This is a genomic window from Sphingopyxis sp. CCNWLW2 (assembly GCF_037095755.1).
In the GTDB taxonomy this organism is placed as follows: Bacteria; Pseudomonadota; Alphaproteobacteria; order Sphingomonadales; family Sphingomonadaceae; genus Sphingopyxis.
In genome coordinates this window covers 1003302-1027399 of record NZ_JBAWKJ010000002.1, presented here as the reverse complement: position 1 = coordinate 1027399, position 24098 = coordinate 1003302, and the positions used below count along the sequence as shown (strand labels likewise).

General features: G+C 64.9%; 23 protein-coding genes. 8 read left to right on the top strand and 15 right to left on the bottom strand.

The genetic code is table 11. The annotated features are described in order from the left end of the window. Positions 1-6: 6 nt before the first annotated feature. The gene (locus tag V8J55_RS16105) at positions 7-663 is read left to right on the top strand and encodes an alpha/beta fold hydrolase (protein ID WP_336446600.1); all 657 of its coding nucleotides are present in this window, start codon (positions 7-9) and stop codon (positions 661-663) included. A gap of 81 nt (positions 664-744) precedes the next feature. Here the strand turns inward: V8J55_RS16105 and V8J55_RS16100 are convergent, their stop codons facing one another. Next, entirely contained in the window at positions 745-1803 is a 1059-nt protein-coding gene (locus V8J55_RS16100; protein WP_336446599.1) for a cobalamin-independent methionine synthase II family protein, read from the bottom strand. Positions 1804-1882: 79 nt separating this feature from the next. On the opposite strand from V8J55_RS16100, the gene V8J55_RS16095 reads away from it, so the two are divergent. After that, on the top strand, positions 1883-3448 hold the full coding sequence (locus V8J55_RS16095) for a long-chain-fatty-acid--CoA ligase (protein ID WP_336446598.1): 1566 nt from the start codon (positions 1883-1885) through the stop codon (positions 3446-3448). A gap of 215 nt (positions 3449-3663) precedes the next feature. Here V8J55_RS16095 and V8J55_RS16090 read toward each other — a convergent pair whose 3' ends face one another. Genes V8J55_RS16090 through V8J55_RS16060 form a run of 7 tightly spaced genes read right to left on the bottom strand, consistent with a single transcriptional unit; the run spans position 3664 to position 9095 of the window. Then, positions 3664-4257 (bottom strand): VOC family protein, encoded by a 594-nt coding sequence (locus tag V8J55_RS16090; protein WP_336446597.1) that lies wholly within the window; start codon positions 4255-4257, stop codon positions 3664-3666. A gap of 18 nt (positions 4258-4275) precedes the next feature. After that, positions 4276-4893: a glutathione S-transferase family protein gene (locus V8J55_RS16085; protein ID WP_336446596.1), complete on the bottom strand. Its 618-nt coding sequence runs from the start codon at positions 4891-4893 to the stop codon at positions 4276-4278. A 47-nt stretch (positions 4894-4940) separates the two neighbouring features. Next, entirely contained in the window at positions 4941-5855 is a 915-nt protein-coding gene (locus tag V8J55_RS16080; protein WP_336446595.1) for an SMP-30/gluconolactonase/LRE family protein, read from the bottom strand. Then, positions 5852-6499, bottom strand: a complete 648-nt coding sequence (locus tag V8J55_RS16075; RefSeq protein WP_336446594.1) for a carboxymuconolactone decarboxylase family protein — start codon at positions 6497-6499, stop codon at positions 5852-5854. The genes V8J55_RS16080 and V8J55_RS16075 overlap by 4 nt, the downstream gene beginning before the upstream one ends. A gap of 10 nt (positions 6500-6509) precedes the next feature. Further along, positions 6510-6905 carry a nuclear transport factor 2 family protein gene (locus tag V8J55_RS16070; protein WP_336446593.1) on the bottom strand — a complete coding sequence of 132 codons (396 nt, stop codon included), beginning with the start codon at positions 6903-6905 and terminating at the stop codon, positions 6510-6512. Between the two features lie 10 nt (positions 6906-6915). Then, positions 6916-7803 carry an SDR family NAD(P)-dependent oxidoreductase gene (locus tag V8J55_RS16065; RefSeq protein WP_336446592.1) on the bottom strand — a complete coding sequence of 296 codons (888 nt, stop codon included), beginning with the start codon at positions 7801-7803 and terminating at the stop codon, positions 6916-6918. After that, positions 7800-9095 carry a spinster family MFS transporter gene (locus V8J55_RS16060; RefSeq protein WP_336446591.1) on the bottom strand — a complete coding sequence of 432 codons (1296 nt, stop codon included), beginning with the start codon at positions 9093-9095 and terminating at the stop codon, positions 7800-7802. The genes V8J55_RS16065 and V8J55_RS16060 overlap by 4 nt, the downstream gene beginning before the upstream one ends. A 108-nt stretch (positions 9096-9203) precedes the next feature. Here V8J55_RS16060 and V8J55_RS16055 point away from each other — a divergent pair, with 108 nt between their 5' ends. Then, the gene (locus V8J55_RS16055; RefSeq protein ID WP_336446590.1) at positions 9204-9971 is read left to right on the top strand and encodes an SDR family NAD(P)-dependent oxidoreductase; all 768 of its coding nucleotides are present in this window, start codon (positions 9204-9206) and stop codon (positions 9969-9971) included. Positions 9972-10096: 125 nt separating this feature from the next. Here V8J55_RS16055 and V8J55_RS16050 read toward each other — a convergent pair whose 3' ends face one another. Both V8J55_RS16050 and V8J55_RS16045 read right to left on the bottom strand, forming a co-directional pair. Next, complete coding sequence (locus tag V8J55_RS16050; protein ID WP_336446589.1) at positions 10097-10807, bottom strand: glutathione S-transferase N-terminal domain-containing protein; 711 nt, start codon at positions 10805-10807, stop codon at positions 10097-10099. Positions 10808-10904: 97 nt separating this feature from the next. Continuing rightward, positions 10905-13169: a TonB-dependent receptor gene (locus tag V8J55_RS16045; protein ID WP_336446588.1), complete on the bottom strand. Its 2265-nt coding sequence runs from the start codon at positions 13167-13169 to the stop codon at positions 10905-10907. Positions 13170-13291: 122 nt separating this feature from the next. Here V8J55_RS16045 and V8J55_RS16040 point away from each other — a divergent pair, with 122 nt between their 5' ends. Both V8J55_RS16040 and V8J55_RS16035 read left to right on the top strand, forming a co-directional pair. Beyond that, positions 13292-13798 (top strand): DUF3237 domain-containing protein, encoded by a 507-nt coding sequence (locus V8J55_RS16040; RefSeq protein ID WP_336446587.1) that lies wholly within the window; start codon positions 13292-13294, stop codon positions 13796-13798. A 1-nt stretch (position 13799) separates the two neighbouring features. Then, positions 13800-14525, top strand: a complete 726-nt coding sequence (locus tag V8J55_RS16035; protein WP_336446586.1) for a glutathione binding-like protein — start codon at positions 13800-13802, stop codon at positions 14523-14525. A 3-nt stretch (positions 14526-14528) separates the two neighbouring features. Here the strand turns inward: V8J55_RS16035 and V8J55_RS16030 are convergent, their stop codons facing one another. Both V8J55_RS16030 and V8J55_RS16025 read right to left on the bottom strand, forming a co-directional pair. Continuing rightward, positions 14529-15233 (bottom strand): glutathione S-transferase family protein, encoded by a 705-nt coding sequence (locus tag V8J55_RS16030; protein ID WP_037515985.1) that lies wholly within the window; start codon positions 15231-15233, stop codon positions 14529-14531. A gap of 4 nt (positions 15234-15237) precedes the next feature. Further along, positions 15238-16401, bottom strand: a complete 1164-nt coding sequence (locus V8J55_RS16025) for a CaiB/BaiF CoA transferase family protein (RefSeq protein WP_336446585.1) — start codon at positions 16399-16401, stop codon at positions 15238-15240. 118 nt (positions 16402-16519) lie between these two features. Here V8J55_RS16025 and V8J55_RS16020 point away from each other — a divergent pair, with 118 nt between their 5' ends. Further along, positions 16520-17422: a hydroxymethylglutaryl-CoA lyase gene (locus tag V8J55_RS16020; RefSeq protein WP_336446584.1), complete on the top strand. Its 903-nt coding sequence runs from the start codon at positions 16520-16522 to the stop codon at positions 17420-17422. Here V8J55_RS16020 and V8J55_RS16015 read toward each other — a convergent pair. Then, positions 17419-18330 carry an EamA family transporter gene (locus V8J55_RS16015; RefSeq protein WP_336446583.1) on the bottom strand — a complete coding sequence of 304 codons (912 nt, stop codon included), beginning with the start codon at positions 18328-18330 and terminating at the stop codon, positions 17419-17421. The genes V8J55_RS16020 and V8J55_RS16015 overlap by 4 nt on opposite strands. Before the next feature lie 208 nt (positions 18331-18538). Between V8J55_RS16015 and V8J55_RS16010 the strand changes: the two genes are divergently transcribed. Continuing rightward, positions 18539-19561 (top strand): acyl-CoA dehydrogenase family protein, encoded by a 1023-nt coding sequence (locus V8J55_RS16010; protein WP_336446582.1) that lies wholly within the window; start codon positions 18539-18541, stop codon positions 19559-19561. On the opposite strand, the gene V8J55_RS16005 is transcribed toward V8J55_RS16010, so the two are convergent. After that, positions 19558-20682 carry an acyl-CoA dehydrogenase family protein gene (locus tag V8J55_RS16005; RefSeq protein ID WP_336446581.1) on the bottom strand — a complete coding sequence of 375 codons (1125 nt, stop codon included), beginning with the start codon at positions 20680-20682 and terminating at the stop codon, positions 19558-19560. The two genes, V8J55_RS16010 and V8J55_RS16005, sit on opposite strands and share 4 nt — an antisense overlap. Positions 20683-20737: 55 nt before the next feature. Next, entirely contained in the window at positions 20738-21484 is a 747-nt protein-coding gene (locus tag V8J55_RS16000; RefSeq protein WP_336446579.1) for a helix-turn-helix transcriptional regulator, read from the bottom strand. Between the two features lie 150 nt (positions 21485-21634). Here V8J55_RS16000 and V8J55_RS15995 point away from each other — a divergent pair, with 150 nt between their 5' ends. Then, entirely contained in the window at positions 21635-24097 is a 2463-nt protein-coding gene (locus tag V8J55_RS15995) for a TonB-dependent receptor (protein WP_336446578.1), read from the top strand. Position 24098: the final 1 nt, after the last annotated feature.

Below are 24098 nucleotides of genomic sequence, written 5' to 3'. Positions count from 1 at the left end.
CAGCTTTTGACTGACGCCGTTTGGCAGCCGCTGACCGATGCGTGGGGCGATCGCGAAGTGATCGTTGCCGATAACCGGAGCGACGACACCATCGAGGGTTTCGCGCAGCGCCTGCTCGACAATGCGCCGCCGCGGTTCGCGCTGGTCGCGCACGCGATGGGCGGCTTCGTCGCGTTCGAGGTGATGCGGCGCGCGCCCGATCGCGTCGAGAAGCTCGCGCTGATCTCGACGCTCGCCTCGGCCGATGGCCCGGCGCAGACCGCGCGGCGGCAGGGCTATATCGATCTCGTCGAAAGCGGCCGGTTCGACCAGGTTGTCGAGGAACGCATCCCGATCCTCTTCCCCGAGGAGAAGCGCAGCGATGCGCGCCTGCTCGGTATCGCGCGGGCGATGGCGGCCGATACCGGCGCTGATACCTTCCTCGCGCAGCAGCGCGCGATCATGGCACGCATCGACAGCCGTCCGCGGCTCGGCGAGATCGCGGTGCCGACCTTGCTGATCTGGGGCGAGAAGGACGGCATCACCAGCCGCGCGCACCATGACGAGATTCTGGGGGCGGTCCCGGGGGCGCGGCTCGAAGTCGTGGCAGGGGCAGGGCATCTGCCGACGGTCGAGGCGCCCGAGGTGGTGGTGCCGTTGTTGACGGAATTCGTCGACGGCTGACATATGTGTTCCCCGGCGAAAGCCGGGGTCCAGTCGGCCCCGCTATGGGCCCCGGCTTTCGCCGGGGAACACCTCAAAACCCTATTTCAGCTCCGCCCGTACCATCGCGGTCCCGTCGACCATCGCCTTCAGCTTGGCCTGCGAATGCTCGCGGCTGTGATATTTCATCCCGCAATCGGGCGCGATCCAAAGCCGTTCGGCGTCAACATAGCGCAGCGCCTCGCGGATGCGCCCCGCGACGACCTCGGGCGTTTCGACCTCGGGGATCGACAGGTCGAGCACGCCGTACATGATCGTCTTGGTTGGCAGCTCGGCGAGGATCGCGGGGTCGAGCCCGGGCTGCGCTGCCTCGATCGAGATGACGTCGATCGCCGACGCCTCGAGTTCGGCGAGGAAATCATAGGCTTTGGGCTTGGGCCCCGTCGCGCCCGCGCCATGGTGCACCATCGCATAGCCGAAGCAGATATGGAGCGCGGTCGTGCCGCCGACGCCGTCGAGCGCGCGGTTGATCGCCTCGATCGCATAGCTGTTCGCTTCGGCGGCGCGCGCCTGCAGATAGGGTTCGTCGAGCTGGACGACATCGACACCCGCCGCGAACAGATCCTTGACCTCGGCATTGACCGCGTCGGCATAGTCCATCGCGAGCGACCGCGCGTCCGGATAATAGCCATTCTCGGCCTGCTGCGTCATCGTGAATGGGCCGGGCAGGGTGAGCTTTACCGGCTTTGTCGAATGACGGCGGAGGAAGTTCGCGTCCTGCGCTTCGATCGGCGCGACACGGCGGATCGGACCCGAAACGAGCGGCACAGGGTTCGCGTTGCCCGTGCGGTCGATCGCGGAGCCATGCTTTTCCCGGTCGATCCCCGACAGCGCGGTCGCGAGGCGGTTCGAATAGCTTTCGCGGCGCATTTCGCCGTCGCCGACGATGTCGATCCCGACCTCTTCCTGATCGCGGATCGCCATCAGGGTGGCGGCTTCCTGTGCGTCGGCGAGCCAGGGTTCGGGGACACGCCACAGCGTTTCGGCGCGCACGCGCGGTGGCAGGCTGGCCTTCAGCCGCTCGCGGTCGATCAGCCAGTCAGGCTGGGGGTAGCTTCCGACGATCGTTGTCGGCAGGATGGGGTGGTCGAACAAGGCCATTCCTCTCATTTTTGGGCTGGCCAAGCATTTGCTTAGTATTCTATCTAATTCAAGTCGAAACGACGATTGGGAGAGCAAAATGATCGATCTGGAGGCCATCCGGACGCTGGCGGATATTCCGGCGGCGCAGGCGCGCGTGCGGGGGCAGGCGACCGCGGTAAAGTTCGGGACGCGCGAGACGAGCTTTGCCGCGCTCGATGCGCGCTCTAACCGCGTCGGACACGCGTTGATCGCGGCGGGCGTGGCGCCGGGCGACCGCGTCTCGGCGCTGACCAAGAATCATGACGGCTGGTATCCGCTCTTCTTCGGCACCGCGCGGGCACGCGCCTGTTTCGCGCCGATCAACTGCCGCCTCGCGCCGGCCGAGATCGGCTTCATCCTGGGCGATGCCGGGCCGAAACTGTTATTCGTCGGCGAGGATTTCTTCGACTGCGCGCTCGCCGCGGTCGCCGACCTCGCGACACCGCCAAGACTGATCGCGCTTTATGGCGAACATCCCGCGTTCGAGCCGTTTGATGCATGGCTCGGCGATGCATCCGAAGCACCGCTCGCCGATCCGCCTGAGCTCACCGACGATGTGCTCCAGCTCTACACCAGCGGCACGACTGGCCTGCCGAAGGGTGTCGTGCTCACCAACGCCAATTACCGCACCTTCCTCGAGGCGGCGACCGAGGTCGACGGCTTTGCTTATGGCGAGGACGAGACGGTGATGATCGTCATGCCGCTGTTCCACGTTGCGGGCACCAACGTCAGCTTCTCGGGGCTCGCGCAGGGCGGGCGGCTCGTGCTCGTCAAGGATTTCACCGCGGCCGACGCGGTGCGCATGATGCGCGAGGAAAATGTCGCGCACGCCTTCCTCGCGCCCGCGATGATCCAGATGATGCTGCTCCAGCCCGATGCGAACAGCGGCGCCTATCCCGCGCTCAAGTCGATCGCCTATGGCGCGTCGCCGATCGCCGAGGATGTGCTGCGCCGCGCGCGCGCGACCTTCGGCTGCGACTTCGTGCAATTTTACGGCATGACCGAGTCGGCCGGCGGCGGCTCCTATCTGTCGCCGAGCGCGCATGATCTGCCGGGCAAGCTCACCTCGTGCGGCAAGCCTTGGCCGGGCGCCGCGATGGCGATCCTGGGCGGCGATGGCCGCGAGCTCGGCGAGGGCGAGATCGGCGAGATTGCGATCCGTGGCGGCATCGTGATGAAGGAATATTGGAACCGCGCCGCGGCGACCGAAGAGACGCTCGCGGGCGGCTGGCTCCACACCGGCGACGTCGGCTATCGCGACGCCGACGGATTCTACTACGTCCACGATCGCATCAAGGACATGATCGTATCGGGCGGCGAGAATGTCTATCCGGCCGAGGTCGAGAGCGCGATCATGGGCTGCCCCGGCGTCGCCGATGTCGCGGTGATCGGCGTGCCCGACGAAAAATGGGGGGAGAGCGTCAAGGCGCTGATCGTGCCCACGGCGGGCGCGACGCTCGACCCCGCCGATGTCGTCGCTTGGGCGCGCGAGCGGATCGCGGCGTATAAAATTCCCAAGAGCATCGAGTTTATCGAGACCTTGCCGCGCAACCCGTCGGGCAAGGTGCTGCGCCGCGAATTGCGCGCGCCCTATTGGGAGGGGCGTGACAGGGCGGTAGGGTAGCTTTCCGGTTGCCATCCCCCCAACTCGTCATTCCCGCGAAAGCGGGAATCCAGTAGCAGTGTCGGCTCGCTGGGTCCCCGCTTTCGCGGGGATGACGAAGTAAGATATAGAATGGCTACCATCGGTCGATAACGGCCAGCCCGCCAACCTCCACAAAAAAGAACCCGGCCAAAGGCCGGGTCCAGGAGGAGTTCCCAGTGTACTTTTGGGAATGTCTATTCGGCGGGCACCGGGTTGCGGCCGGTGATGAAGCCTTCGCGCTTGGTGCCGTCGGCCTGCACCGGGTCGTGCGCGACATCGCTTTCGTCGAACACCTTCGTCCACGCCGCAAATTCGAGGCAGACGCCGTCGGGGTCGAAGAAATAGACCGAGCGGACATAGACGTCGTCGTTCATCTCGGGCGACGACTGCGTCGGCGAATTGTCGTGGTTCAGGATCGGGGTGACCTCGACGCCCTTGTCGACCAGCCTCTGGTAATATTCGTCGAATTTTTCGGCACGGACGTTGATCGCGAGGTGGTTCATCGATCCGTGCGCCGACATGAAATTGCCCCGTGTCGGCAGCGCCTCGGGCGCCGAAATGCCGGGAACCGCTTCGGGTGCGTTCGGGAACCAGAAGAAGGCGAGGCTGTCGCCATTGCCGATGTCGAAGAAGAAATGCTGGCCGCGCCCGCCGGGCAGGTCGAGCGTTTTGACCAGCGGCATGCCGAGCGTGTCGCGGTAGAATTCGACCGTCCTTGCCATATCCTTGCACACGAGCGCGAGGTGATTGACCCCGCAGAATTCGAATTCGCTATTTGCTGCAGCCATGATCCGTCTCCTTGTGGTTCAGTTTGCGTTGACGCTGGGGCGGCTTTTCATCCGCTCGTACCAGCGCACGATGTTGGTGAATGCGGGATCGATCGGCTGGCCGACCGTCGCGCCGAAATCGAGGAACGCGAACAGCATGATGTCGGCGAGGCTGATCGCGTCGCCCGCGATGAATTCGCGCCCCGCGATCTGCCCGTCGAGCCATTCGATCCCGTCCTGTGCGGTTGCTTTCAGCCCCGGCGCGGCCTCGGGCAGGCAGCGCAGCCGCGATTCAAACAGCGGCAGGCCCTCGGCAAAGCGGAAGCCATTGGTCAGCGGCTCGCAAATCTTGAGGTCGACGCGGCGCGTCCACATGCGCGTCTTGGCGCGCTCTTCGGGCGTCGATCCGATCAGCGTCGGCTCGGGAAAACGCTCGTCGAGATATTCGCAGATCGCGGTGACTTCGCAGATGAAGCTGCCGTCGTCGAGTTCGAGCGCGGGGGTCTGACCGGCGGGGTTCACATCGACATTATACGGCGCGCGCCGGTTCTCGCCGCCGCGCAGGTCGACGCTGACCTCGGCGATTTCGATACCCTTTTCTGCCATGAAAAGCTTCACGACGCGCGGGTTGGGGCCAACGCTGTTATAGAATTTCATCTTATCCTCTCCCCGTCTCTTTATCATCTTGCGGGTTAATCGTCAACTTAGTTGACGATTAACCCGGGGCGCGGCCAGCGGACACGATACAGCGTCCCCGTCGTCGATGCCGTAATATAAGCATCGCGCCGATCGGCGCCGCCAAAGGCGATGTTGGTGATCCCGACATCGGGTAGCGGCACGAATTCCGAGCCGCCGCCATCGGGGTCGAAAATCGTGACCCCGCCCTCGACCATCGTGCCGACGCAGATGCGCCCGCTCTCCTCGATCGCCATGCTGTCGAGCAGGCGGAAGGCGGGCGGGGCGCCGACGAAGCGCCCGGGCGCCCACGGTGGGGGCGGGGCGAGTTCGCCGGGCGCCACGATGTCCATCGCCCAGACACGCGCGGTCATCGTCTCGCTGACGTACAGCGTACTGCCATCAGGGGAGAGGCCGATGCCGTTCGGCCCCATCATGTCGGCGCGCTGGCGGCTTATCTTCGACCCGTCGGCGGCGGCATGATAAATCGCGCCATGGTCGCGGCCGGTGTCGCGTACCTGGCCATGGTCGGTGAACCAGAAACCCCCGTCGGCATCGAAGACGATATCGTTCGGTCCCTTGAGCCGCTCGCCCTCGAACCTGTCGTAAAGCGTCGTCACTGCGCCGGTGGTCAGGTCGACGCGCTGGATCGACCCGCAGGCTTCGGCATGCGCGGCGTGACCGGGGAACAGCAGGCCGCCCGCCTCGATCCATTCGAAGCCGCCATTGTTGCACACATAGGCCGCGCCGTCGGGCCCGATCGCGAGGCCGTTCGGACCGCCACCGAGTTCGGCAACGACCGAAAGTTCGCCATCGACTGTGACGCGGGTCAGCGTGCCGCGCGCGATCTCGACGAGCAGCACCGACCCGTCCGCCATCGGCACCGGGCCTTCGGGAAAGCGAAGTCCCGTCGCGACGACCTCGGGTGCGCCGAAGCCGTTCATCCGTTCGCCGGGCGCGGGGCGCTGAGGAAGTCGGCGGCGTTGAAGCCTTCGGGCGCCGCGACTTCGACGATCGGATCCTCGCGCGCGTCATATTCCATGCGCAGCGCGCGGGTGATCACCGCATGCATGTCATAGAGGCAGGTGATGTAGGTGAATTCGAAAATTTGCTCGTCGTTCCAGAAGGTCTTGAGCTTGTCGAACACCTCGAGCGGAACGCGCCCGCTCGCCTGTGCAAGGCAGTCGGCATAGGCGAGGACGGTGCGCTCCTGCTCATTGTAGCAATCGGCAACCTGCCAATAGGCGATGCCGGCGATCTTCTCCTCGCTGACGCCGAGGCCGCGAAGCGACTTGCAATGCTGCGAGAAGACAAACTGGCTGCCCTTGACCCAGCCCGCGCGCGTCTGGCCGAGTTCGCGCAGCACCGGATCGATCGTGCGCGCCGGGTTGCGATAGACGGCGAAACCTTTGACCGCATGTTCGAAGATGTCGGGCGACAGCGCGAAGACCGTCCACCAGTCGCCGGGCGTGCCGGTCGCGGTGCCGGGCTCGGCGACGGGGTCGCGGTCGCCGAACAGCCGGTTGTAATAGGCAAGGACGGTCTCGTCGGTGACTTCCGAGCGGGGAACCTGGCGCAGGACGGGCATGGCTAACTCCTCAGGCGTTCGCGAATTTGCGAAATTCGGCAACATGCGCGCTGTCGAAATACTCGTCGAGGCGCGTAATCTTGCCGCCTTCGACCTGGCAGATGATCGCGCAGGGGAGACGGACCGCGCCGTCGTCGTGGACGCGCTTGCCCTTCAGCACATGCTGCTGAACGAAGCCGCCGGGGAAGGTGGTCAGCCGGCGGTCGGCATATTCGCGGTCCTTGATCCGCGCGACCATGCCGGTGAGCGTCTGCGCGGTCTGCGCCGGGGTGACGATCAGCTCGTCGGTGTTGTGCCAGATCTCGGCATCGGGGGTGAAGCTGTTCTGCATCGTCTCGATGTCGCCAGCTTCGATCGCGTCGAAAAAGTGCTGCGCCATTGCGCGGATGTCGTCCTGCTCTGCCATGATGCTCTCCTTAAACCTTCGCGCCGAACATGCGGCCGCCGTTCGCGGCGATCAGCCCGTCGATGTCGTCGCCTTTGTATGCGGGATCGGCCGAGGGGCCGAAGGACGCCAGCATATGCTGCGTCACCAGTTCGGCCATCGCCTTCCATTCGGGATGGGTGAAAATCCAATATTCGCCGGCCTCGATCGCTTCGACAACGCGGGCGCCGATCTTGTCCGGCGCCATGCCGCCCGCGAGCACGCCCTGCATCGCCTGGCTCGTCGCCGCCGCCTTGCCGATCTCGATTTGGGCGGGGCGGAGGTCGCGCGTCGTCTCGACGATCCGCGTTGCCGACATGCCGGGCATCAGCACCGAAATATCGACGCAGGTTCCGGCCAGCTCGTTGCGTAGCGCCATCGCGATACCCAGCGTCGCATATTTGGAGCTGATATAGGCGACCGAGATCGGCGGCGGCACGATCGCGACCATCGACGAGGTGATGACGAGGTGGCTTGGCTCGCCGCTCGCCTTCATGTCGCCGAGGAAGGTGCGGCAGGCATAGAGATGCGCGTGCGCGTTGACGGCATAGTTCCAGCGCCAGACGTCGGTGTCGTATTGCTCGAACGGCCCCGATCCGCCGCCGACCCCGGCGTTGCTGAACAGGATGCGCACGGGGCCGAACGCGCGCGCCTGTTCGCCCGCGGCGGCCCAGCTTTCCTCCCTGGTCACGTCGAGCTGGAGGCCGAGGGCGTTCGCGCCTTCCGCGCGCAGGGTTTCGGCCGCGCTATCGGCGCCCGCACCGTCGATATCGGCGAGGATCACCGACGCGCCTTTGGCGGCGAGCGCCCTGGCGGTGGCAAGCCCAATTCCGCTCGCGCCGCCGGTGATGAAGGCGGTCTTCCCCGCGACATCGGTCATTCGGCGAAATCCTTCTCGAGGTAACGCGTCATGCGGAACTGCGCGATCCCGGCAGCGGCGGCGAAGGGCATGAGCGCCATCAGCGCCCAGCGCAGGCTTTCGTCGCCATAATCGGGCTTCAGGCTATCGCTGATGATCCCCGCGAATAGCGGGCCGAGCCCAAGGCCGATGATGTTGAACATCAGCATCAGTACCGCCGCGGCGGTCGCGCGGCTGCGCGGCGGGGTCAGATTTTGCACCAATGCGAGCGCCGGGGCGACATAGGCGGTGCACGCCGCCATCGGGATCAGCATGAGCGCGAGCGAGAGCTGCCAGCTGTCGACGAGCAGCGCGGCGATGAAGGTCGGGATCAGCACGGCGGTCGCGAGCGCCGGAATTGTGCCATAGGCGCGCGCGGACACTTTCGCGCGGTGGCTGACCAGCCAGCCGCCGCCGAGGATGCCGATGCCGAAGGTGATGCCCGCCGCCGGGCCGAAATAGGTCGCCATGGCGTCGAGCGGCATTTTCTGCGTCCGCATCAGGAAGGCCGGAATCCAGTTGAGCATGCCATAGCTGGTAAATGCAGCGAGGCCGCTGCCGATCATCACCATGCGCAGCGACGGGCGGCGCCAGAACATCGCAAGGCTCTGGCTGAAGGGCAGGGCGGCGTCGGTCGCCTTTTGCGTATCCATCTGCCCACGCGCGGGCTCGCGGACGAGCCAGATCAGGACCGGGGCGACGATCACGCCGACGATGCCGATCAGGATGAACGCGTTGCGCCATCCGATGTTCGCGGCCGCCCAAGCGCCAAAGGTCGCGCCGACGAACACCCCGAACGGACCGTTGAGCGTGAAGATGCCGATCGCGAGCGGGCGCTGTGCGGGCGGATAATAGTCGGCGATGACCGACAGCGACGGCGCGGTGCCGCCCGCTTCGCCCGCACCGACGCCAAAGCGCATGAGCGCGAGTTGCCAGAAATTCGATGCGAAGCCGCACGCGGCGGTGAACCCGCTCCACACGACGCACGCAATGCCGATCAGCTTCACGCGGTTCCAGCGGTCGGCGATCATCGCGACGGGAACCCCCATTGCGGCATAGAAAAGCGCGAAGGCAAGGCCGGTGAGCAGACCGAACTGCGTATCGCTGAAATCCATCTCGGCGCGGATCGGTTCGACGAGCACCGACAGAAGCTGGCGGTCGACGAAGTTGATCGTGCCGACCACGAACAGCATCGCGAGCGCGACATTGCGGCGCACGGCAAGGCCGCGGTCGGACGCTATGGCGCCTCCATCGAGGGCTGTCGCCTCTGTCATCACACTCTCCAAAAACGCACGAGTCTTCTCGTTCCAAAAATACTTAGGTATTTAAGTTTATCTGTCAATGTGCTTTACGGTAACGACAAGATCGACGGGAGAGAAGAGATGGATATCAACGGCAAGACCGCCATCGTGACGGGCTCGGCGGGCGGCATCGGCCGCGCGACCGCGGTGATGCTGGCCAGCCGCGGCGCGGCGGAGATCGCGCTCGTCGACGTCAACGAAGCGGGGCTCGCCGAGACCGCGCGGCTGGTCGAGGCCGAGGGCGCGCGGGCGAGCGTCCACATACTCGACCTGTCGGACATTCCCGCGACCGAAGCCTGGTTTCGTGCGCACGGCGACGTCGACATATTGCACAACAACGCCGGGGTCGTGTCGGGCCTGCCGCAATTTCCCGACGTCGACGCCGCGCGCATCCGCTGGATCATCGACGTCAACATCACCTCGCTCGTCGCGGCGACGCAGATCGCGGTGCAGGCGATGCGTGAGCGCGGCGGCGGGGTGATTATCAACACCGTGTCGACCGTCGCGCTCGGCACCGGCTTCTACGACGCGATGTATGCGACGACCAAGGCGGCGGTGATGATGTTCACGCGCTGCTGCGCGCCGCTGAAGGACGAGTGCAATGTGCGTGTCGCGGGCATGTTGCCGGGGCTGGTCGACACCCCGATCCTCGACACGACCGGGGCGGGCGGCAAGTCCGAATGGATGAAGACGGTGCTTGCGAACAACGAGGCGTGCCGGCCCGAGGATATCGCGGAAGGTGTTGCGGCGCTGATCGAGGATGACAGCCTCGCGGGCGGCGACTGGGTCGCGGTGCGGCGGCTGGACGGCAAGGTCGAATATCAGTGGGGGCATGCGGATACCGTGTAATCCCCTCCCGCAAGTGGGAGGGGCAGCGAGACTTGCAAACTTGTTTGCTAGTCGCAGCGGGGTGGGCATGCCGCGCGTCGCTGGCCCACCCCCAACCCCTCCCGCAAGCGGGAGGGGAGTAAGGTTCACCGCCTCGGCGCCTCGAGCATATTCTTCCCGAACAGGTTCGACCATTGCTCCTCGGTTAGCACCGGGCGCGCGCTCGACAGGTTGGCGGCGTTCTTGACGTCGGTCCCTGCCATCACGGCGGGGCGCTCGCCGATGCGCGCGAACCAGTCGGCGACTGCGGGATAGTCGTCGAGCGTCAGCCCGATCGCGCGGATCGCGCGCGTCCACGGCCACGCCGCGATGTCGGCGATCGAATATTCTTCCGCCAGATAATCGGCCTCGCTCAGCCGCCCGTTGAGCACATGCAGCAGCCGCAACGTCTCGTTGCGATAGCGTTCGACCGGATAGGTCTGCCCCTCGGGCGCATAGCGGATGAAGTGGTGCGCCTGTCCCTGCATTGGGCCGAAGCTCGCCATTTGCCACATCAGCCATTGCTGCGCCTGCGATCTGCGGCGCGGGCTTTCGGGAAGCAATTGCCCGCTCTTCTCGGCGAGATAGAGCAGGATCGCGCCGGATTCGAATATGGGCAACGGCGCGCCGCCGCCGATCGGATCATGGTCGACGATCGCGGGCAGGCGGCCGTTGGGGTTGATGCGGCGATATTCGGGGGTGAGATGATCGCCCTCGAGCATGTTCATCACGAGCAATCGGTGCGGCAGCCCGATCTCTTCGAGCATGATCGAAACCTTGTGGCCGTTCGGCGTGGGTGTGAAATAGACGTCGATCATCGCGCTTCACCCCTTCATACAGGTCACGACCGCGATCGCCGCTTCCCCGTCGAGGAAGCTTCGATCGCGGCCGATCCCTGGGACATCATATTCGAACCTAGAACTTGACCCCGGCCTCGACCGAAATGTTGCGGGTGGGTTCGAGATAGAGGATCGCGCGCGGCGCCGCGGTGATCGGCGCCGGCAGGTTGAACGCGCTGCCGATCGTCTTTTCGTTCGTCAGATTCTTGCCGACGAGTGCGACGTGCCAGCGGTCGTCCTGATCGGCCAGCTGAACGCGAAGATCGAGCTTCGCATAGCCGCGCTGGACACCGAAGATCGGGCTCTGGTTGTCCGAATTGAAATATTTCGACCGAGCCGACGCGACGCCGGTGATGTCGAATTTCAGATCGCTCGACAGGTCGAACCGCGCGTGTGCCGTGACGCTACCCGTGAACTTCGACGAATAGGCAACGGGGTAACCGGCCAGGTTATTGTTCGCGACGTGGTTCGGTTGCGTCCGATCGGTCTGTGCGGGATTGCAAACCGACAACGGCTGGCTGGCGAGGCAGGCCGCGCCGGGATAGTCGTCATATTTGATATCCGAATAGGCGGCCGACGCGCTGATGTCGAAATTGGGGATCGGGAAGATGCTGAGCGATCCTTCGACGCCCTTCGACGTTGCCGCGGCGGCATTGCCGGTCAGGTAGCTCGAGATCGCGGGCTGATAGACCGAAACCTGCAAATCCTTGAACTTGGTATGATAGGCCGAGACGTTCGCGACGACCTTGCCGTCGAACAGCGTCGATTTGATGCCGGCCTCGAAATTCTCGGACTGTTCGGGCTCGAACGAGAAGGTCGCGCTTGTCGTGCCGAGCGTGTTCGAGACGAAGCCGCCCGATTTCGAGCCGCGGCCCCACGTCGCGTAGACCATGATGCGCGGCGCGATGTCGTACTGCAGCGTCACCGACGGATCGACATTGCCTTCGCTGATCGAACCCGTCGCGCTCGAGATCGGGCGCAGCGCGAAGGGGCCATAGACGAGCCGCGAGGCGAAACTGCCGTCCTTCTTCGTGTGGCTGTAACGCAGGCTGCCGATCGCGCGGAAGGCATCGCTGATGTTGAACGTCGCCTGGCCAAAGACCGACCAGGATTCAGCCTTTTGCCGGAAAAGGCTGTCGATGCGGCCGAAATAGTTGAGCGCCGCGATGTTGAAGCCCTGAAATTGCTCCAGCGTGTAATCGGACTTGTCGTAATAGGCGCCCGCGATGAATTCGAAAGTCTTGCCCGTCGGCGACAGGATGCGGATTTCCTGCGAAATCTGGTCGAAACGTTCGGGGAAGGCGTTGTAGACCGAATTGGCCGTAAACGCACCGCCGCTGTTCGGGATCGTCTGGTCGAAGCCGTTGACGATCTTTGACTTGAACCAGCTGTAGCCGGTGACCGAGGTCAGCGTGAAATCGCCGAGCGCGAGGTTGCCGACGCCCGAGATCATCACCGACTTGTTGTTGTTCCCCTCGTCGCCGAGCGCCGAGCGCTCGAGATAGCGCGTGGTCTGCGGGTCCTGGCCGCTGGTTAACGGGCTCGATACGGTGATTCCGCCGATGACCTCGCGGTTTCCGTACTCGATCTTCGCGGTGTAGTCGAAATTGTTCGACGGTTCCCACTTCACGGTCAGGCGCAGCAGCTGCGACTTGATTTCGGGGTCGTCGTGATCGGTCGCGCGGTTATAGATATAGCCGTCCTGGTTGACGATCTTGTACGCGAAGCGCGCGCCGAGCGTGTCGCTGATCGGCCCTGACAGATAGCCCGAGAAGTCGGTGCCCTTGTGATCGAAGTTGTAAAGGCCGGTGATCGCGCCTTCGAAATCCTTCGTCGGACCCGCCGACACGACGCTGACCGCGCCCGCCGCGGTGTTCTTGCCGAACAGCGCGCCCTGCGGCCCGCGCAGCACTTCGACGCGTGCGAGGTCGAAGAAGGGGGCCTGCGCCTGGCGGTTGCGGCCGGCATAGATGCCGTCGACATAGAGCGAAACCGACTGGTCGAAGGCGAAGTTCGCCGGCGGCGAACCGAAGCCGCGAATATAGATGACGTCGTTGCCCGCGGTCGACTGGACGAACACGTTCGGCGTGTAGTTCATCACCGCCTTGATATCGCTGGTGTTGAACTCGGCGAGCTTGGCGCCGCTGACGACTTCCATCGAAATCGGCACGTTCTGCAAATTTTGTTCGCGCTTCTGCGCGGTGACGATGATCTCGTTTGCGTTGCTGTCGTCGACGTCCGCCGTGTCGGCAGGGGCGGCCTGCGCCATCGCCGGTGCGGCATTGGCAAGCATTGCGATCGCCGCCACGCCGGACAGCAGGAACTGGTTATGCGCCTTCATCTTCACCCTCCCATAGAGCTTATCGTCGCGGTCCCGGAAAGCCTTCCGATCCGTCAATCTGATTGACCCTTAGTATACTAATGGTTTTATGCTTGTCCATAGGCAGGAAGAGGATTCGCATTATGAACGAAGAAAATACGCAGATCACCCCGGTCGCACTCGCGACGCGCCATCTGTGCACCGTCGAGTTCGAGGTGGGAGGCGGGATCATCGGCATCGGCGCGTCGCCGTTCGGCGATCAGCGGCTCGGCTATATCAGCGGCGGCCGCTTTTTCGGTCCGCGTATCAATGGCATAGTACTCCCCGGTGGCGGCAACTGGTCGCGCAGCGGGCGGCTGGGCGACGATGCTTCGGTCGGCACCTTCGATGCACGTGCGGTGTGGCAGACCGACGACGGCGAGCTCATTTACCTCAGCTACACCGGCCGCAACATCATTCCCGACGATGTGCGCGCGACCTTCATCGATCCCGCTGTCCCCGACGCCGATCCGTCGCGATACTATCTGCGAATCGCGCCGGTGTTCGAAACTGCGAGCGTCAAATATGGCTGGCTGAACGGCGTGCTCGCGGTCGGCGTCGGCGAGCGTACCGATTTCGGGGTGCGCCATGCGATCCACGAGGTGCTGTGAAATGATCGACTTCCATTATTCGGCGACCCCGAACGGCCAGAAGATCGCGATCATGCTCGAGGAAATCGGCGAACCCTACCGCGTCATTTCCTATGACATTTTCGACGGCGACCAGCTGACCGCCGCGTTCGGGCGCATCAACCCGAACCACAAATTGCCCGCGATCGTCGATCAGGATCCGGCAGGTCGAGGCGATCCGATCACCGTGTTCGAGTCGGGCGCGATCCTGCAATATCTGGCCGAGAAAAGCGGGCGCTTCCTTCCCGCGTCGGGCGCGGCGCGCGCGGCGACCTTGTCATGGCTGACCTGGCAGGTGGCGGCACTCGGGCCGATGGGCGGACAGGCGAGCCATTTCCTGCGCTATGCGCCCGCGGGGCAGGACTATGCGGTCGAACGCTACACGAAGGAAGTGACGCGTCTGCTCACTGTGCTCGAAAAGCGGCTGGAAAAGAGCGCCTATGTCGCGGGCGAGGCGTATGGCATCGCAGACATGGCGATCTGGCCGGGTCGCGCTTCCGCATTCGTGATGGGCATGGGCCTCGACGAATGGCCCGCGATGCATGGCTGGTTCGAACGGATCCGCGGACGCCCGGCGGTCGCGCGTGCGATGGCGCGCGAGGATCTGAAGGCGCCGGCCAAATATGTCGGCCGCCACCAAAAGCTCGACGACAAGGAATGGTCGAACATGTTCGGTGCCGCGAACCATGCGGCGGTTGCGAAGGACTGAACGTCAGCGCTTTGCGTGCTGGCGGTCGCCCCACAGGATCGCGCGATGCTCGTCGGTGAAACCGGTGAGCCCGCCCTCGATCGTCTCGGCGCGTGCGACGCCGACGGTCATGCCTTCGGCGACCGCGGGGCGTTCGAGCATCGCGGCGCCCCAGCGATCGACATTGGGGAAACGCCCGGCCTTTTCGATCAGCTGGCGGCGCAGATAGGGCAGCGTCGCCATATCGGCGATCGTATAATCGTCGCCCGCGAGCCACGCGGCCTCGCCGAGGCGCTTGTCGAGCACCATCATCAGCCGGTCGACCTCGCGGCTGTAGCGCTCGATCGCATATTCGTGCCGATCCTTGGCGTAGTGCGAGAAATGCACTTCCTGCCCGAACATTGGGCCGACCCCTGACACCTGGAACATCAGCCATTGCCAGCAGATCGCGCGCTTCACCGGATCGGCCGGCATGAAGCGCCCGCTCTTTTCGGCGAGATAGAGAAGGATCGCGCCGGTTTCCCACAGCACGAACTGCTTGCCGCCGGGACCTTCGTCATCGACGATCACCGGCGTCTTGTTGTTCGGGTTGAGCGCGAGGAACTCGGGGGTCAGCTGATCGCCCGCGAGGATGTCGATATATTCGAGCCGCCATTCGAGTCCCATTTCGAGAAGTGCGATCGCGATCTTGCGCGCGTTGGGGGTGGGGCCACCATAGAGCGTAATCATCGCGTCAGGCCTCCCGTCCGAGCCAGCGTTTCAGCACATCGGCGCTGTCCTGCCCGACCGTCAACGGAGCAGGGCGACGCACGCTGCCCGGCGTCGCCGACAGTTTCGGGAACACGCCTTGCATCGTGACTTCGCCGAACTCGGCATCCTCAACCGTCACCAGCGCATCGCGCGCGGCGAAATGCGGATCGCTCATCATGTCCTCGGCATCGAACACGCGGCCAGCGGGAACCCCCGCTTCGACCATCTTCGCTTCGAGTTCGGCGATCGTCAGCGTGCTCGTCCATTCGCCGATCAGCGCGTCGAGCTCCTCCTGCCGCACGCCCCGCGCGCGGTGCGTCGCATAACGCTCGTCGCTGGCGAGTTCGGGGCGCCCCATCGCGGCGGCGAGGCGCGCGAAAACCCCGTCCTGATTGGCGCCGATCAGATATTCGCCATCCTTGCACGGATAGACATTCGACGGCGCGATCGCGGGCAGCGTCGATCCGGTGCGGCGGCGCTTGGTGCCGCTCGCCGAATAGTCGGACACGGTCGATTCCATCACCTGCAGCACCGCTTCATAAAGCGCCGAATCGACGATCTGGCCTTCACCAGTCTTGCTGCGGTGGTGGAGCGCGGCGAGCGCGCCCATGCAGCCATATGTCGCGGCGAGCGTGTCGCCGATCGACACCCCCATGCGCGCGGGCGGCAGGTCGGGATAGCCGACGATGCCGCGCCAGCCGCCCATCGCCTCGCCAATGCCGCCGAAACCCGCGCGCGCGGAGTAAGGACCGGTCTGGCCATAGCCCGACACGCGCACGACGATCAGCCCGGGGTTGGTCTTGCGGAGGTCAGCGGGATCAAGGTTCCATTTTTCGAGCGTCCCGGGACGGAAATTCTCGATGAGGATATCGGCCTTGGCGATCAGCTCGCGCGCGAGTGCCTGACCTTCCTTCGACCGCAAATCGACCGCGACCGAATATTTGTTGCGCGCGATCACGCGCCACCAGCTCGGCTTGTCGCCCTGGCCCCAGTTGCGCATCTGGTCGCCGGTCTCCGGCGGTTCGAGCTTGACGATCTCGGCTCCCATGTCGCCGAGCAGCTGGCCGCAGAAGGGGCCCGCGATCAGCTGCCCCATCTCGACCACCCTGATGCCTTCCAGCGCGCCCCCGCTGCATGTCTCGCTCATATCGTTCCTTTCGCGGCCGACTCTGGTAAGACGACCTGCCTCGCCCATGGCCTTTGTATACTTAGAATGCTATGTAATTTTCAACCTGCTAAATGACTCGGGATAGTCGGGACGTAAGATGTTGAAAAATCATGCTGTGGAACTGGTCGAGGTCGGCCCGCGCGACGGGCTTCAGAATGAAGCGGCGATCGTGCCGACCGCCGACAAGCTGGAGCTGATCCGCCGCGCACTGGACTATGGCGTCCGCCGTATCGAGGTGACGAGCTTCGTCAATCCGAAGAAGGTGCCGCAGCTCGCCGACGCCGCTGAGCTGGTCGCGATGCTGCCCGACCGCGACGATGTGACGTGGATTGGCCTGGTGCTCAATCGTCGCGGCGCCGAGCGCGCGCTGGCAACCGGGCGGATCGACGAACTCGGCGCGGTGTGCGTGACGAGCGACAGTTTCGGCATCCGCAATCAAGGGCAAAGCTCGGACGAATCGCTCGCCGCCGCGATGGAGATTATCGCGCTCGCGAAAGAAGCGGGGCGCAGCGGCCAGATCACCATCGCGACCGCCTTTGGCTGCCCGTTCGAGGGGCGCGTCGCGATCGACCGCGTCGTCGAAATGGCGAAGCGCGCCGCTGACGCGAACCCGCGCGAAATCGCGCTCGCCGATACGATTGGTGTCGGCGTTCCGGCGCAAGTGTCGGAAATGGTGGGCCGCGTGCGCGAGGCGGTCGGCGACCTGCCCGTGCGCGTTCACTTCCACAACACGCGCGGCACCGGCATCGCCAATGTCTGGGCGGCGGTGAATGCAGGCGCGGCGACGGTCGACGCCTCGCTCGGCGGGCTCGGCGGCTGTCCCTTCGCACCGGGCGCGGCAGGCAATGTGGCGACCGAGGATGTCATCTACCTGCTCGAAAACAGCGGCATCCAAACCGGTGTGGCGTTGCCGCAGGTGGTCGACGCTGCGGGATGGCTGACCGGGGTGATGGGACGGCCCTTGCCCGCGATGGTCAGCAAGGCGCCCGCCTTTCCCTAGAAGGTCGCGAGCAGCGCCATCACGACCCCGCCGACGACGAGCAGCAGCCCCGCGATCTCGTGCCAGCGCACTGGCTCGCGCAGATAGAAATGCGCGAAGCCGATCGTGAACACGACCTCGACCTGCCCGACGATCCGCACCAGCGCGGCAGGCGCCGCGGCAAAGCCGATATACCAGCAGGCCGAGCCGAGCGCCGACAGCAGGCCGACCTGGCTCGAGTTCCGCCATGTGCGGCAAGCTGCGCGCGCGGTATCACGGTCACGCAGCAAAACCCACGCGAGGTGCAGCGCGGTCTGGATCGCCATCACGACAACGAGCGTGACGAGTGCCGAACCGATCAGGTCGACGCCATCAAGCTCGGCGGTCGCGAGCTTCACCGCGATCGCGGCGAGCGCAAACATCGACCCGGCGCCGAGCCCGCAAAGCGCGGCCGGCTGGCCCAGTGCGCGCCAGATCTCTCGCCCAGACACGCCGCGTCCGGCCAGCGCGAGCACCAGCACGCCAGCAACCCCCGCAACGATCCCGATCCACGCGAGCAGCGGCAGCCGCTCGCCGAGGAACAGCGCGGTGACGAGCGCAGCCTGCACCGCTTCGGTCTTCGAAAAGGCGGTGCCGACGACGAACCCGCGATGCCCGAACGCCATGATGAGCAGGATCGTCCCCGCCATTTGGGTGATCGCCCCGGCGGCCGCGAAACCGGCGAAAGCGGTGCCGAATTCCGGGATTACATCGTGCTGGATCGTCAGCCAGATCGCGGCGAAAACCAGCGCGAAGGGAAGGCCGTACAGATAGCGCACCAGCCCCGCGCCGCTGATGCTGAGCTCGGCGCGCAGGCGTTGCTGCAACGCGGTACGCCACGCCTGGAACAGGCCGCCGAGCAGCGACGCGGGAAGCCAGATCGGATTCATCCCGCCCACCGCCCGTGCATTTGATCTTCGACTCGTATCGCACTGTGCATGCGGCCCCATGCAATAGTTTTATTGCTAAGTATATGGCACGCAGCTCGCTGTCCTCGACCTGTTACGCCAATCAGCTAGACCCGCGGCGCGGCAAGTTGCAGGACAGGTGCGGGAGAGCAAATGACGCACATATATACCGCCGGGCCGGCGAACTGACATGGCCGAACTCGACTTGCCGCTTTCGGACGAGCAACAAATGTTGCGCGATAGCATCCAGCGCTTCCTCGCCGACAATGTGCGCCCCGGCTGGCGCGAGCTTTCGGAGTCGCTCGGGCTAGCGGGCCTCGCGCTGCCCGAAAGCGCCGGCGGTTTCGGCGGCGGTCCGATCGACATCGCCGTCGTCATGGCCGAGCTGGGGCCGGCACTCGCGGGTGCCGACTGGCTTTCGCACGTCGCGGCGACCGCGCTGCTGGCGCGGGTCGTGCCCGATCATCCGGCGCTGGCTGATCTCGCGGTGGGCAGCCGCCGGATCGCCATCGTCTGCACGGCTTCGACCGCGGCGATGCCCGTCGTCGACGGCGAGCTGGCGCGCGGCAGCGCGGCACTGGTTGCAGGGGCAGCCGAAGCCGATTTTCTGCTCCTCGCGAGCGACGAGGCGTTACTGCTCATCCCCGCAGATCGCGACAAGGTCGAGCAGCGGCATCGCATCATGCACGACGGCAGCGTCTCGGCCGATCTCGCCTTCACGCTCAAGCCCGGCGACACCACTTCGCTCGCGAGCGGTGACGCCGCGCGCCTGTGGGCCGACTATGCGAACGACCTGATCCTCGCGGCGCGCTGCGCCGAAGCGGCCGGGCTGATGCAACGCATGATCGCCGACAGCATCGATTATCTCGGCCAACGCAAGCAGTTCGGCACGGCGATCGGGCGTTTCCAGTCGCTGCGCCACCGCGCGGCCGACATGCAACTTGCGGCGATGAAGGCGGCGGCGCTGACCGAGGAAGCGATCCTCGCGGTCGATCGGGACCGCGCCGACCGCGCACAGGCGGTCAGCGCCGCCTGCATCGAAGTCGGCGACGCGGTGCGCGTCGTCGGCGAAAGCGCGGTGCAGATTCACGGCGCGATGGGGCTCACCGAAGAGCTCCGCCTCGGCGGGCATTTCAAGCGCGCGCTCGCGATTGCGGCGGCATTCGGGCCGCGCGCCGGTCATCTTGCGCGCTTTGCCGAGGCGGCTGCCTAACCCAGCATGGTCCTTGCGATCAGGTCGCGCTGGATCTCGTTCGATCCGGCGTAAATGGTCGCTGCGCGGTCGTTGAGATAGCGCGGCACCGCGACCGCCAGCTCGGCGGGCGTCTGTCCGTCGGCATCGGCCCAGGCGGCGTGACCCGCGATTTCGCACGCCAATGTGTCGATACGCTGCGCGGTTTCGGTGCCCAGTATCTTGAGCGCCGAGGCATAGAGCGCCGCGCTGCCGCCAACGCCGCGCATCGCCTTGACTTCGAGCGCCTGCAGCGCCTTCAGCGTCACCGCCTCGCGGTCGAGCTGCGCGCGCAGCACCGGTTCGATGTCGTCGCGCGCACGAAGCTGTTCGAGCCGCCCGATCAGGCCTGGCGCATATTTGCCGCCGCGCTCGAAGGTCAGCAGATGCTTCGCGACCGACCAGCCTTCGTTTTCATCGCCGAGCCGGTTTGCTTGCGGGACGCGGACGTCGTCGAAGAACACCTGGTTGAATTCATGGTCGCCGGCAAGCGTCCGGATCGGCTCGACGGTGATGCCCGGCAAGTCCATGTCGAGCAGCAGGAAGCTGATTCCCGCCTGCGGCTTGCCTTCGTTCGAGGTGCGAACGAGCGCGAACATACGGTTCGCGAAATGCGCGTGGGTGGTCCAGATCTTCGACCCGTTCAGGATATAATCGCTGCCATCAGGAACCGCGCGCAGTTGCAACGCGGCCAGATCGGACCCCGCGCCGGGCTCCGAAAAGCCCTGGCACCAATAATCCTCGCCCGACAATATGCGCGGCAGATAATGGGCACGCTGTTCGGGGCTGCCATAATGCATGATCACCGGCGCGACCATCTTGAGGCCCATCGGCGCCAAATTCGGTGCGCCCGCGTGCGCGCATTCGGCGGCGAAGATATAGCGCTCGATTTCGCTCCAGCCCGGGCCGCCGAATTCGGCGGGCCAGTCGGGCGCTGCCCAACCTTTTTCGTGCAGGATGCGCTGCCAGGGCAGCGACACATCGGGGTCGATAAAGACGCTCGTCGCGCGCGCGGCGCCCCGGCGGATATCCTCGGGCAAATTCGCGCTCAGGAAGGCGCGAACCTCTTCGCGAAAGGCGGTCAGCGCCGGGTCGTTCAGCATGTCCATGCGCCCGGCTTGTACGCAGCGGCGAGGCGAGGCCAAGCTGGCACCTGCATCAGGCCGCGCGCGCGCCGACGAAGCCGAGTCCCGCGGCGATCTGGATCGACTGCGCCCGTCCGGTCGCGCCGAGCTTGGCCGCGGCGTTGCGAAGGTGGAACCGCACCGTCGACACCGACAGCGACAGGATGATCCCGATCTCGCCGTCGGTCTTGCCCGCCGCCGCCCAGCGCAGGCACTGAACCTCGCGGCGGGTCAGCGTCTGCGGCACGGTGGCGTTGCGCGGGCGGTCGCGCGCTTCATTGTGCGTGGCGACGAGTTTCAGCGCGAGATTGTGCAAGTCGCCGGCGTGTTTTGCGAACAGCGCCTCGACCCCGACGGGTTCGCGTGAGCACCAGAAGACGGCGCCGACCAGTCCGCGCGGCAGATGGACCGGCGCGATGATCGCTTCGCCAAAATTGGGCGTGTTTTTCGCCTGCGAGCAGTCGACCTCGTCAAGTAGGCGCGTCGACCGCCATGTGCCGAGACGGCCGTCGCTGTAATAAAAGGGTTCGGCGACGAGCCGCGCGGCGGTCAGAAAGGCCAGCTGCAACGCCAGCTTGCGGTCGCGCCAATAGGCATAGTTCGGGTCGACCCAGCGAAAGCTGGTTTCGGCATAGGGACGGCCTTCGGCGTCGCTCATCGGCTCGGGATCGCCAAGGTCGGCCTGTGCCGCGACGAAGGGCAGGCCGATCGCGTCGCCCGCCGCCTGCACCGCCGCGATCAGCGCCGGCATTTCGGCCCAGCATTCGCGCTGATGATCCATGACCCGCTTTTCCCTCCACATCCTGACACAGGTGTCAGCTTGTCCGCCCGGCCGCAATTCTATGTTCTGGCACGGTCCGGCTTCGCGCGACGCTCGCACAAAGACGAGTTCGGCGACAAGCTGTTTGAGGGAGGATGGATGATGAAAGCAATGCGTATTTTCTTGGGTGCGGGCACGGCGATCGGTCTGGTTATTGCAGCGCCGGTCTTCGCAGCCGAGGAAACCGCCGCCGACACGGCCGCGGCCGAAGGCGACATCATCGTCACCGCGCAGCGCCGCGCCGAATCGATGAACGACGTCGGCATGGCGATCCAGGCGGTCGATGGCGCGACGCTCGAAAACCTACGCGTCACCGACATGCGCGACCTGACAACGGTGGCGCCAAGCTTCACCGTCTCGCAAAGCTATCAAGGCGTGCCGACCTATACGCTGCGCGGTATCGGCTTCAACACGATCAACCTCTCGGCCACCTCCACCGTCGGCACCTATGTCGACGAGGTCGCTTACGCCTATCCGATCATGAACACGGGGCCGGTGTACGACCTCGAGCGCGTCGAAGTGCTCAAGGGGCCGCAGGGCACGCTCTATGGCCGCAACACCACCGCCGGCCTGATCAACTTCATCACAGCGAAGCCCACCGACACGTTCGAGGGCGGCGTCAAGGCGGAGCTCGGCAATTACCAGACCTATAATTTCGAGGGTCATATCTCGGGTCCGTTCGGCGAGGGCATAGCGGCGCGCATCGCGGTGCGCAGCGAAAACAGCGACAAAGGCTGGCAGATCAGCAATGCGCGCCCCGACGAACGCCTCGGCAAGGTCGACAAGCTGGGCATCCGCGGCTCGCTGGCGATCGATCCGGGTCCGGGAACGAGCATCGACCTGTCGGTGACCTGGTGGCAGAACAAGTCGGACACCGTTGCCGGCCAGGGCATCGGCTTCACGCCCGCGACCAACCCGGTTTCGGGCACCAGCAATTCGCGCCTGTTCAACGCTCCGGGGCTTGCGACCTATCTGGCGAGCAATTTTCCGACCAAGGCGAGCCAGGCCGATTGGGCGCCCGAGGCAGGACGTTCTGCCAATATCGGACGCGGCGAGGGTCTGTCTGGCGACCTTGCAGAAAACAACCGTTTTTGGGGCATGAAGGCACGCATCGACCAGGAAATCGGTGACACCGCGAAGTTCGTCAGCCTGACCAGCTACAATGACTTCCAGCGCAAGGCATTGTCCGACTGGAGCGGTGCGCCGTTCGAAGTCCTGCTGCAAAAGGCCGATGGCCGGATCAAGAGCTTTGCCCAGGAAGTGCATTTCGAGGGCGAGGCCGGCCGGGTCAACTGGCTGGTCGGGGGCTATTATGGTCACGACAAGATCGTCGACAGCAACCGCACTTTGCTCGGCGAAAATGCGAACGCGCGCTTCATCCGCGCGGTGCCGTTCATCATCGTACCGGGCGTCAACCTGCTCAATACGCCGTTCAATTCGGGCGGCTACACCGCCGCCGACATGGCGACCGCGTTCCGCACCTATGAAGACATCGGCACGATGACCACGAAGACATGGAGCGTCTTCGGCAATGCCGATGCCGAACTGACCGACCAGCTCAAGCTGACGGTCGGTCTGCGCTATACCGAAGACAAGCAGGATTATGTCGGCTGTTCGCGCGACTTTAAGGGCAGCATGCTGCCGAACGTCAACGTCGTGAACCGTTTCCTGTTCTCGGCGGGCGGTACGCGGCCGATCCCGGCGCCGATCTCCGAAGGGCAGTGCAACACCTTCAACGACGCGACGAACAGCTTCGGGCCGGTGGTCTCGACGCTCGACGAGAACAACCTTGCCTGGCGCGCCGCGCTCGACTGGTCGCCGAACGACGATACGCTCGTCTATGCGTCGGTGTCGCGCGGCTACAAGTCGGGGACCTCGCCGGTCAACGCGGCGAGCAAGGCGCGCCAGAATGCACCGGTGACGCAGGAAAAGCTGACCGCCTACGAACTCGGCGTGAAGGCAACGCTGGCGGACCGGCTGCTACAGGCCAATTTCGCGGCCTTCTATTACGACTATAAGGACAAGCAGATCAGCACCTATTTCGCCGATCCGATCTACACTGCGCTGTCACGCCTCGACAATGTGCCCAAGTCGAAGGCCTATGGTCTCGAGGGCGAGTTGACCCTGCGTCCCGCCGAAGGCTTGACGATCGCCGCCAACGGCCTGTGGCTGAAGACGAAGGTGATCGACTATGTCGGTACCAACGCCGCCGGCCAGCCCGAGAATTTCGATGGTGCCGAGTTCATTTACAGCCCGCGTTTCCAGGGTAGCATCGTCGCGGCCTATGACGCGCCGATCACCGATACGCTGGCGCTCAACGGTGCGGTCAGCCTGCGTTACCAGGGCAAGGCGAACACGATTTTCGAGGACGATCCGCTCTATGAGGTGGCTTCCTATGCCGTCGTCAACGCGAGCCTTGGTCTCAAGGACGAAAGCGGCTGGTCGCTGTCGCTCTGGTCGAAAAACTTGTTCAACAAATATTATTGGTCGGCGGTCGCCAGTAACGCCAACGTCGTGGTCCGGTTCGCCAACCAGCCGCGAACCTTTGGCCTGACGCTGGGTTACGATTTCTAGA

Coding starts and splice junctions, on each gene's coding strand:
- V8J55_RS16100 (WP_336446599.1), bottom strand. CDS start 1,803: ATGGCCTTGTTCGACCACCCCATCCTGCCGACAACGATCGTCGGAAGC.
- V8J55_RS16095 (WP_336446598.1), top strand. CDS start 1,883: ATGATCGATCTGGAGGCCATCCGGACGCTGGCGGATATTCCGGCGGCG.
- V8J55_RS16090 (WP_336446597.1), bottom strand. CDS start 4,257: ATGGCTGCAGCAAATAGCGAATTCGAATTCTGCGGGGTCAATCACCTC.
- V8J55_RS16085 (WP_336446596.1), bottom strand. CDS start 4,893: ATGAAATTCTATAACAGCGTTGGCCCCAACCCGCGCGTCGTGAAGCTT.
- V8J55_RS16080 (WP_336446595.1), bottom strand. CDS start 5,855: ATGAACGGCTTCGGCGCACCCGAGGTCGTCGCGACGGGACTTCGCTTT.
- V8J55_RS16075 (WP_336446594.1), bottom strand. CDS start 6,499: ATGCCCGTCCTGCGCCAGGTTCCCCGCTCGGAAGTCACCGACGAGACC.
- V8J55_RS16070 (WP_336446593.1), bottom strand. CDS start 6,905: ATGGCAGAGCAGGACGACATCCGCGCAATGGCGCAGCACTTTTTCGAC.
- V8J55_RS16065 (WP_336446592.1), bottom strand. CDS start 7,803: ATGACCGATGTCGCGGGGAAGACCGCCTTCATCACCGGCGGCGCGAGC.
- V8J55_RS16060 (WP_336446591.1), bottom strand. CDS start 9,095: ATGACAGAGGCGACAGCCCTCGATGGAGGCGCCATAGCGTCCGACCGC.
- V8J55_RS16055 (WP_336446590.1), top strand. CDS start 9,204: ATGGATATCAACGGCAAGACCGCCATCGTGACGGGCTCGGCGGGCGGC.
- V8J55_RS16050 (WP_336446589.1), bottom strand. CDS start 10,807: ATGATCGACGTCTATTTCACACCCACGCCGAACGGCCACAAGGTTTCG.
- V8J55_RS16045 (WP_336446588.1), bottom strand. CDS start 13,169: ATGAAGGCGCATAACCAGTTCCTGCTGTCCGGCGTGGCGGCGATCGCA.
- V8J55_RS16040 (WP_336446587.1), top strand. CDS start 13,292: ATGAACGAAGAAAATACGCAGATCACCCCGGTCGCACTCGCGACGCGC.
- V8J55_RS16035 (WP_336446586.1), top strand. CDS start 13,800: ATGATCGACTTCCATTATTCGGCGACCCCGAACGGCCAGAAGATCGCG.
- V8J55_RS16030 (WP_037515985.1), bottom strand. CDS start 15,233: ATGATTACGCTCTATGGTGGCCCCACCCCCAACGCGCGCAAGATCGCG.
- V8J55_RS16025 (WP_336446585.1), bottom strand. CDS start 16,401: ATGAGCGAGACATGCAGCGGGGGCGCGCTGGAAGGCATCAGGGTGGTC.
- V8J55_RS16020 (WP_336446584.1), top strand. CDS start 16,520: ATGTTGAAAAATCATGCTGTGGAACTGGTCGAGGTCGGCCCGCGCGAC.
- V8J55_RS16015 (WP_336446583.1), bottom strand. CDS start 18,330: ATGAATCCGATCTGGCTTCCCGCGTCGCTGCTCGGCGGCCTGTTCCAG.
- V8J55_RS16010 (WP_336446582.1), top strand. CDS start 18,539: ATGGCCGAACTCGACTTGCCGCTTTCGGACGAGCAACAAATGTTGCGC.
- V8J55_RS16005 (WP_336446581.1), bottom strand. CDS start 20,682: ATGCTGAACGACCCGGCGCTGACCGCCTTTCGCGAAGAGGTTCGCGCC.
- V8J55_RS16000 (WP_336446579.1), bottom strand. CDS start 21,484: ATGGATCATCAGCGCGAATGCTGGGCCGAAATGCCGGCGCTGATCGCG.
- V8J55_RS15995 (WP_336446578.1), top strand. CDS start 21,635: ATGCGTATTTTCTTGGGTGCGGGCACGGCGATCGGTCTGGTTATTGCA.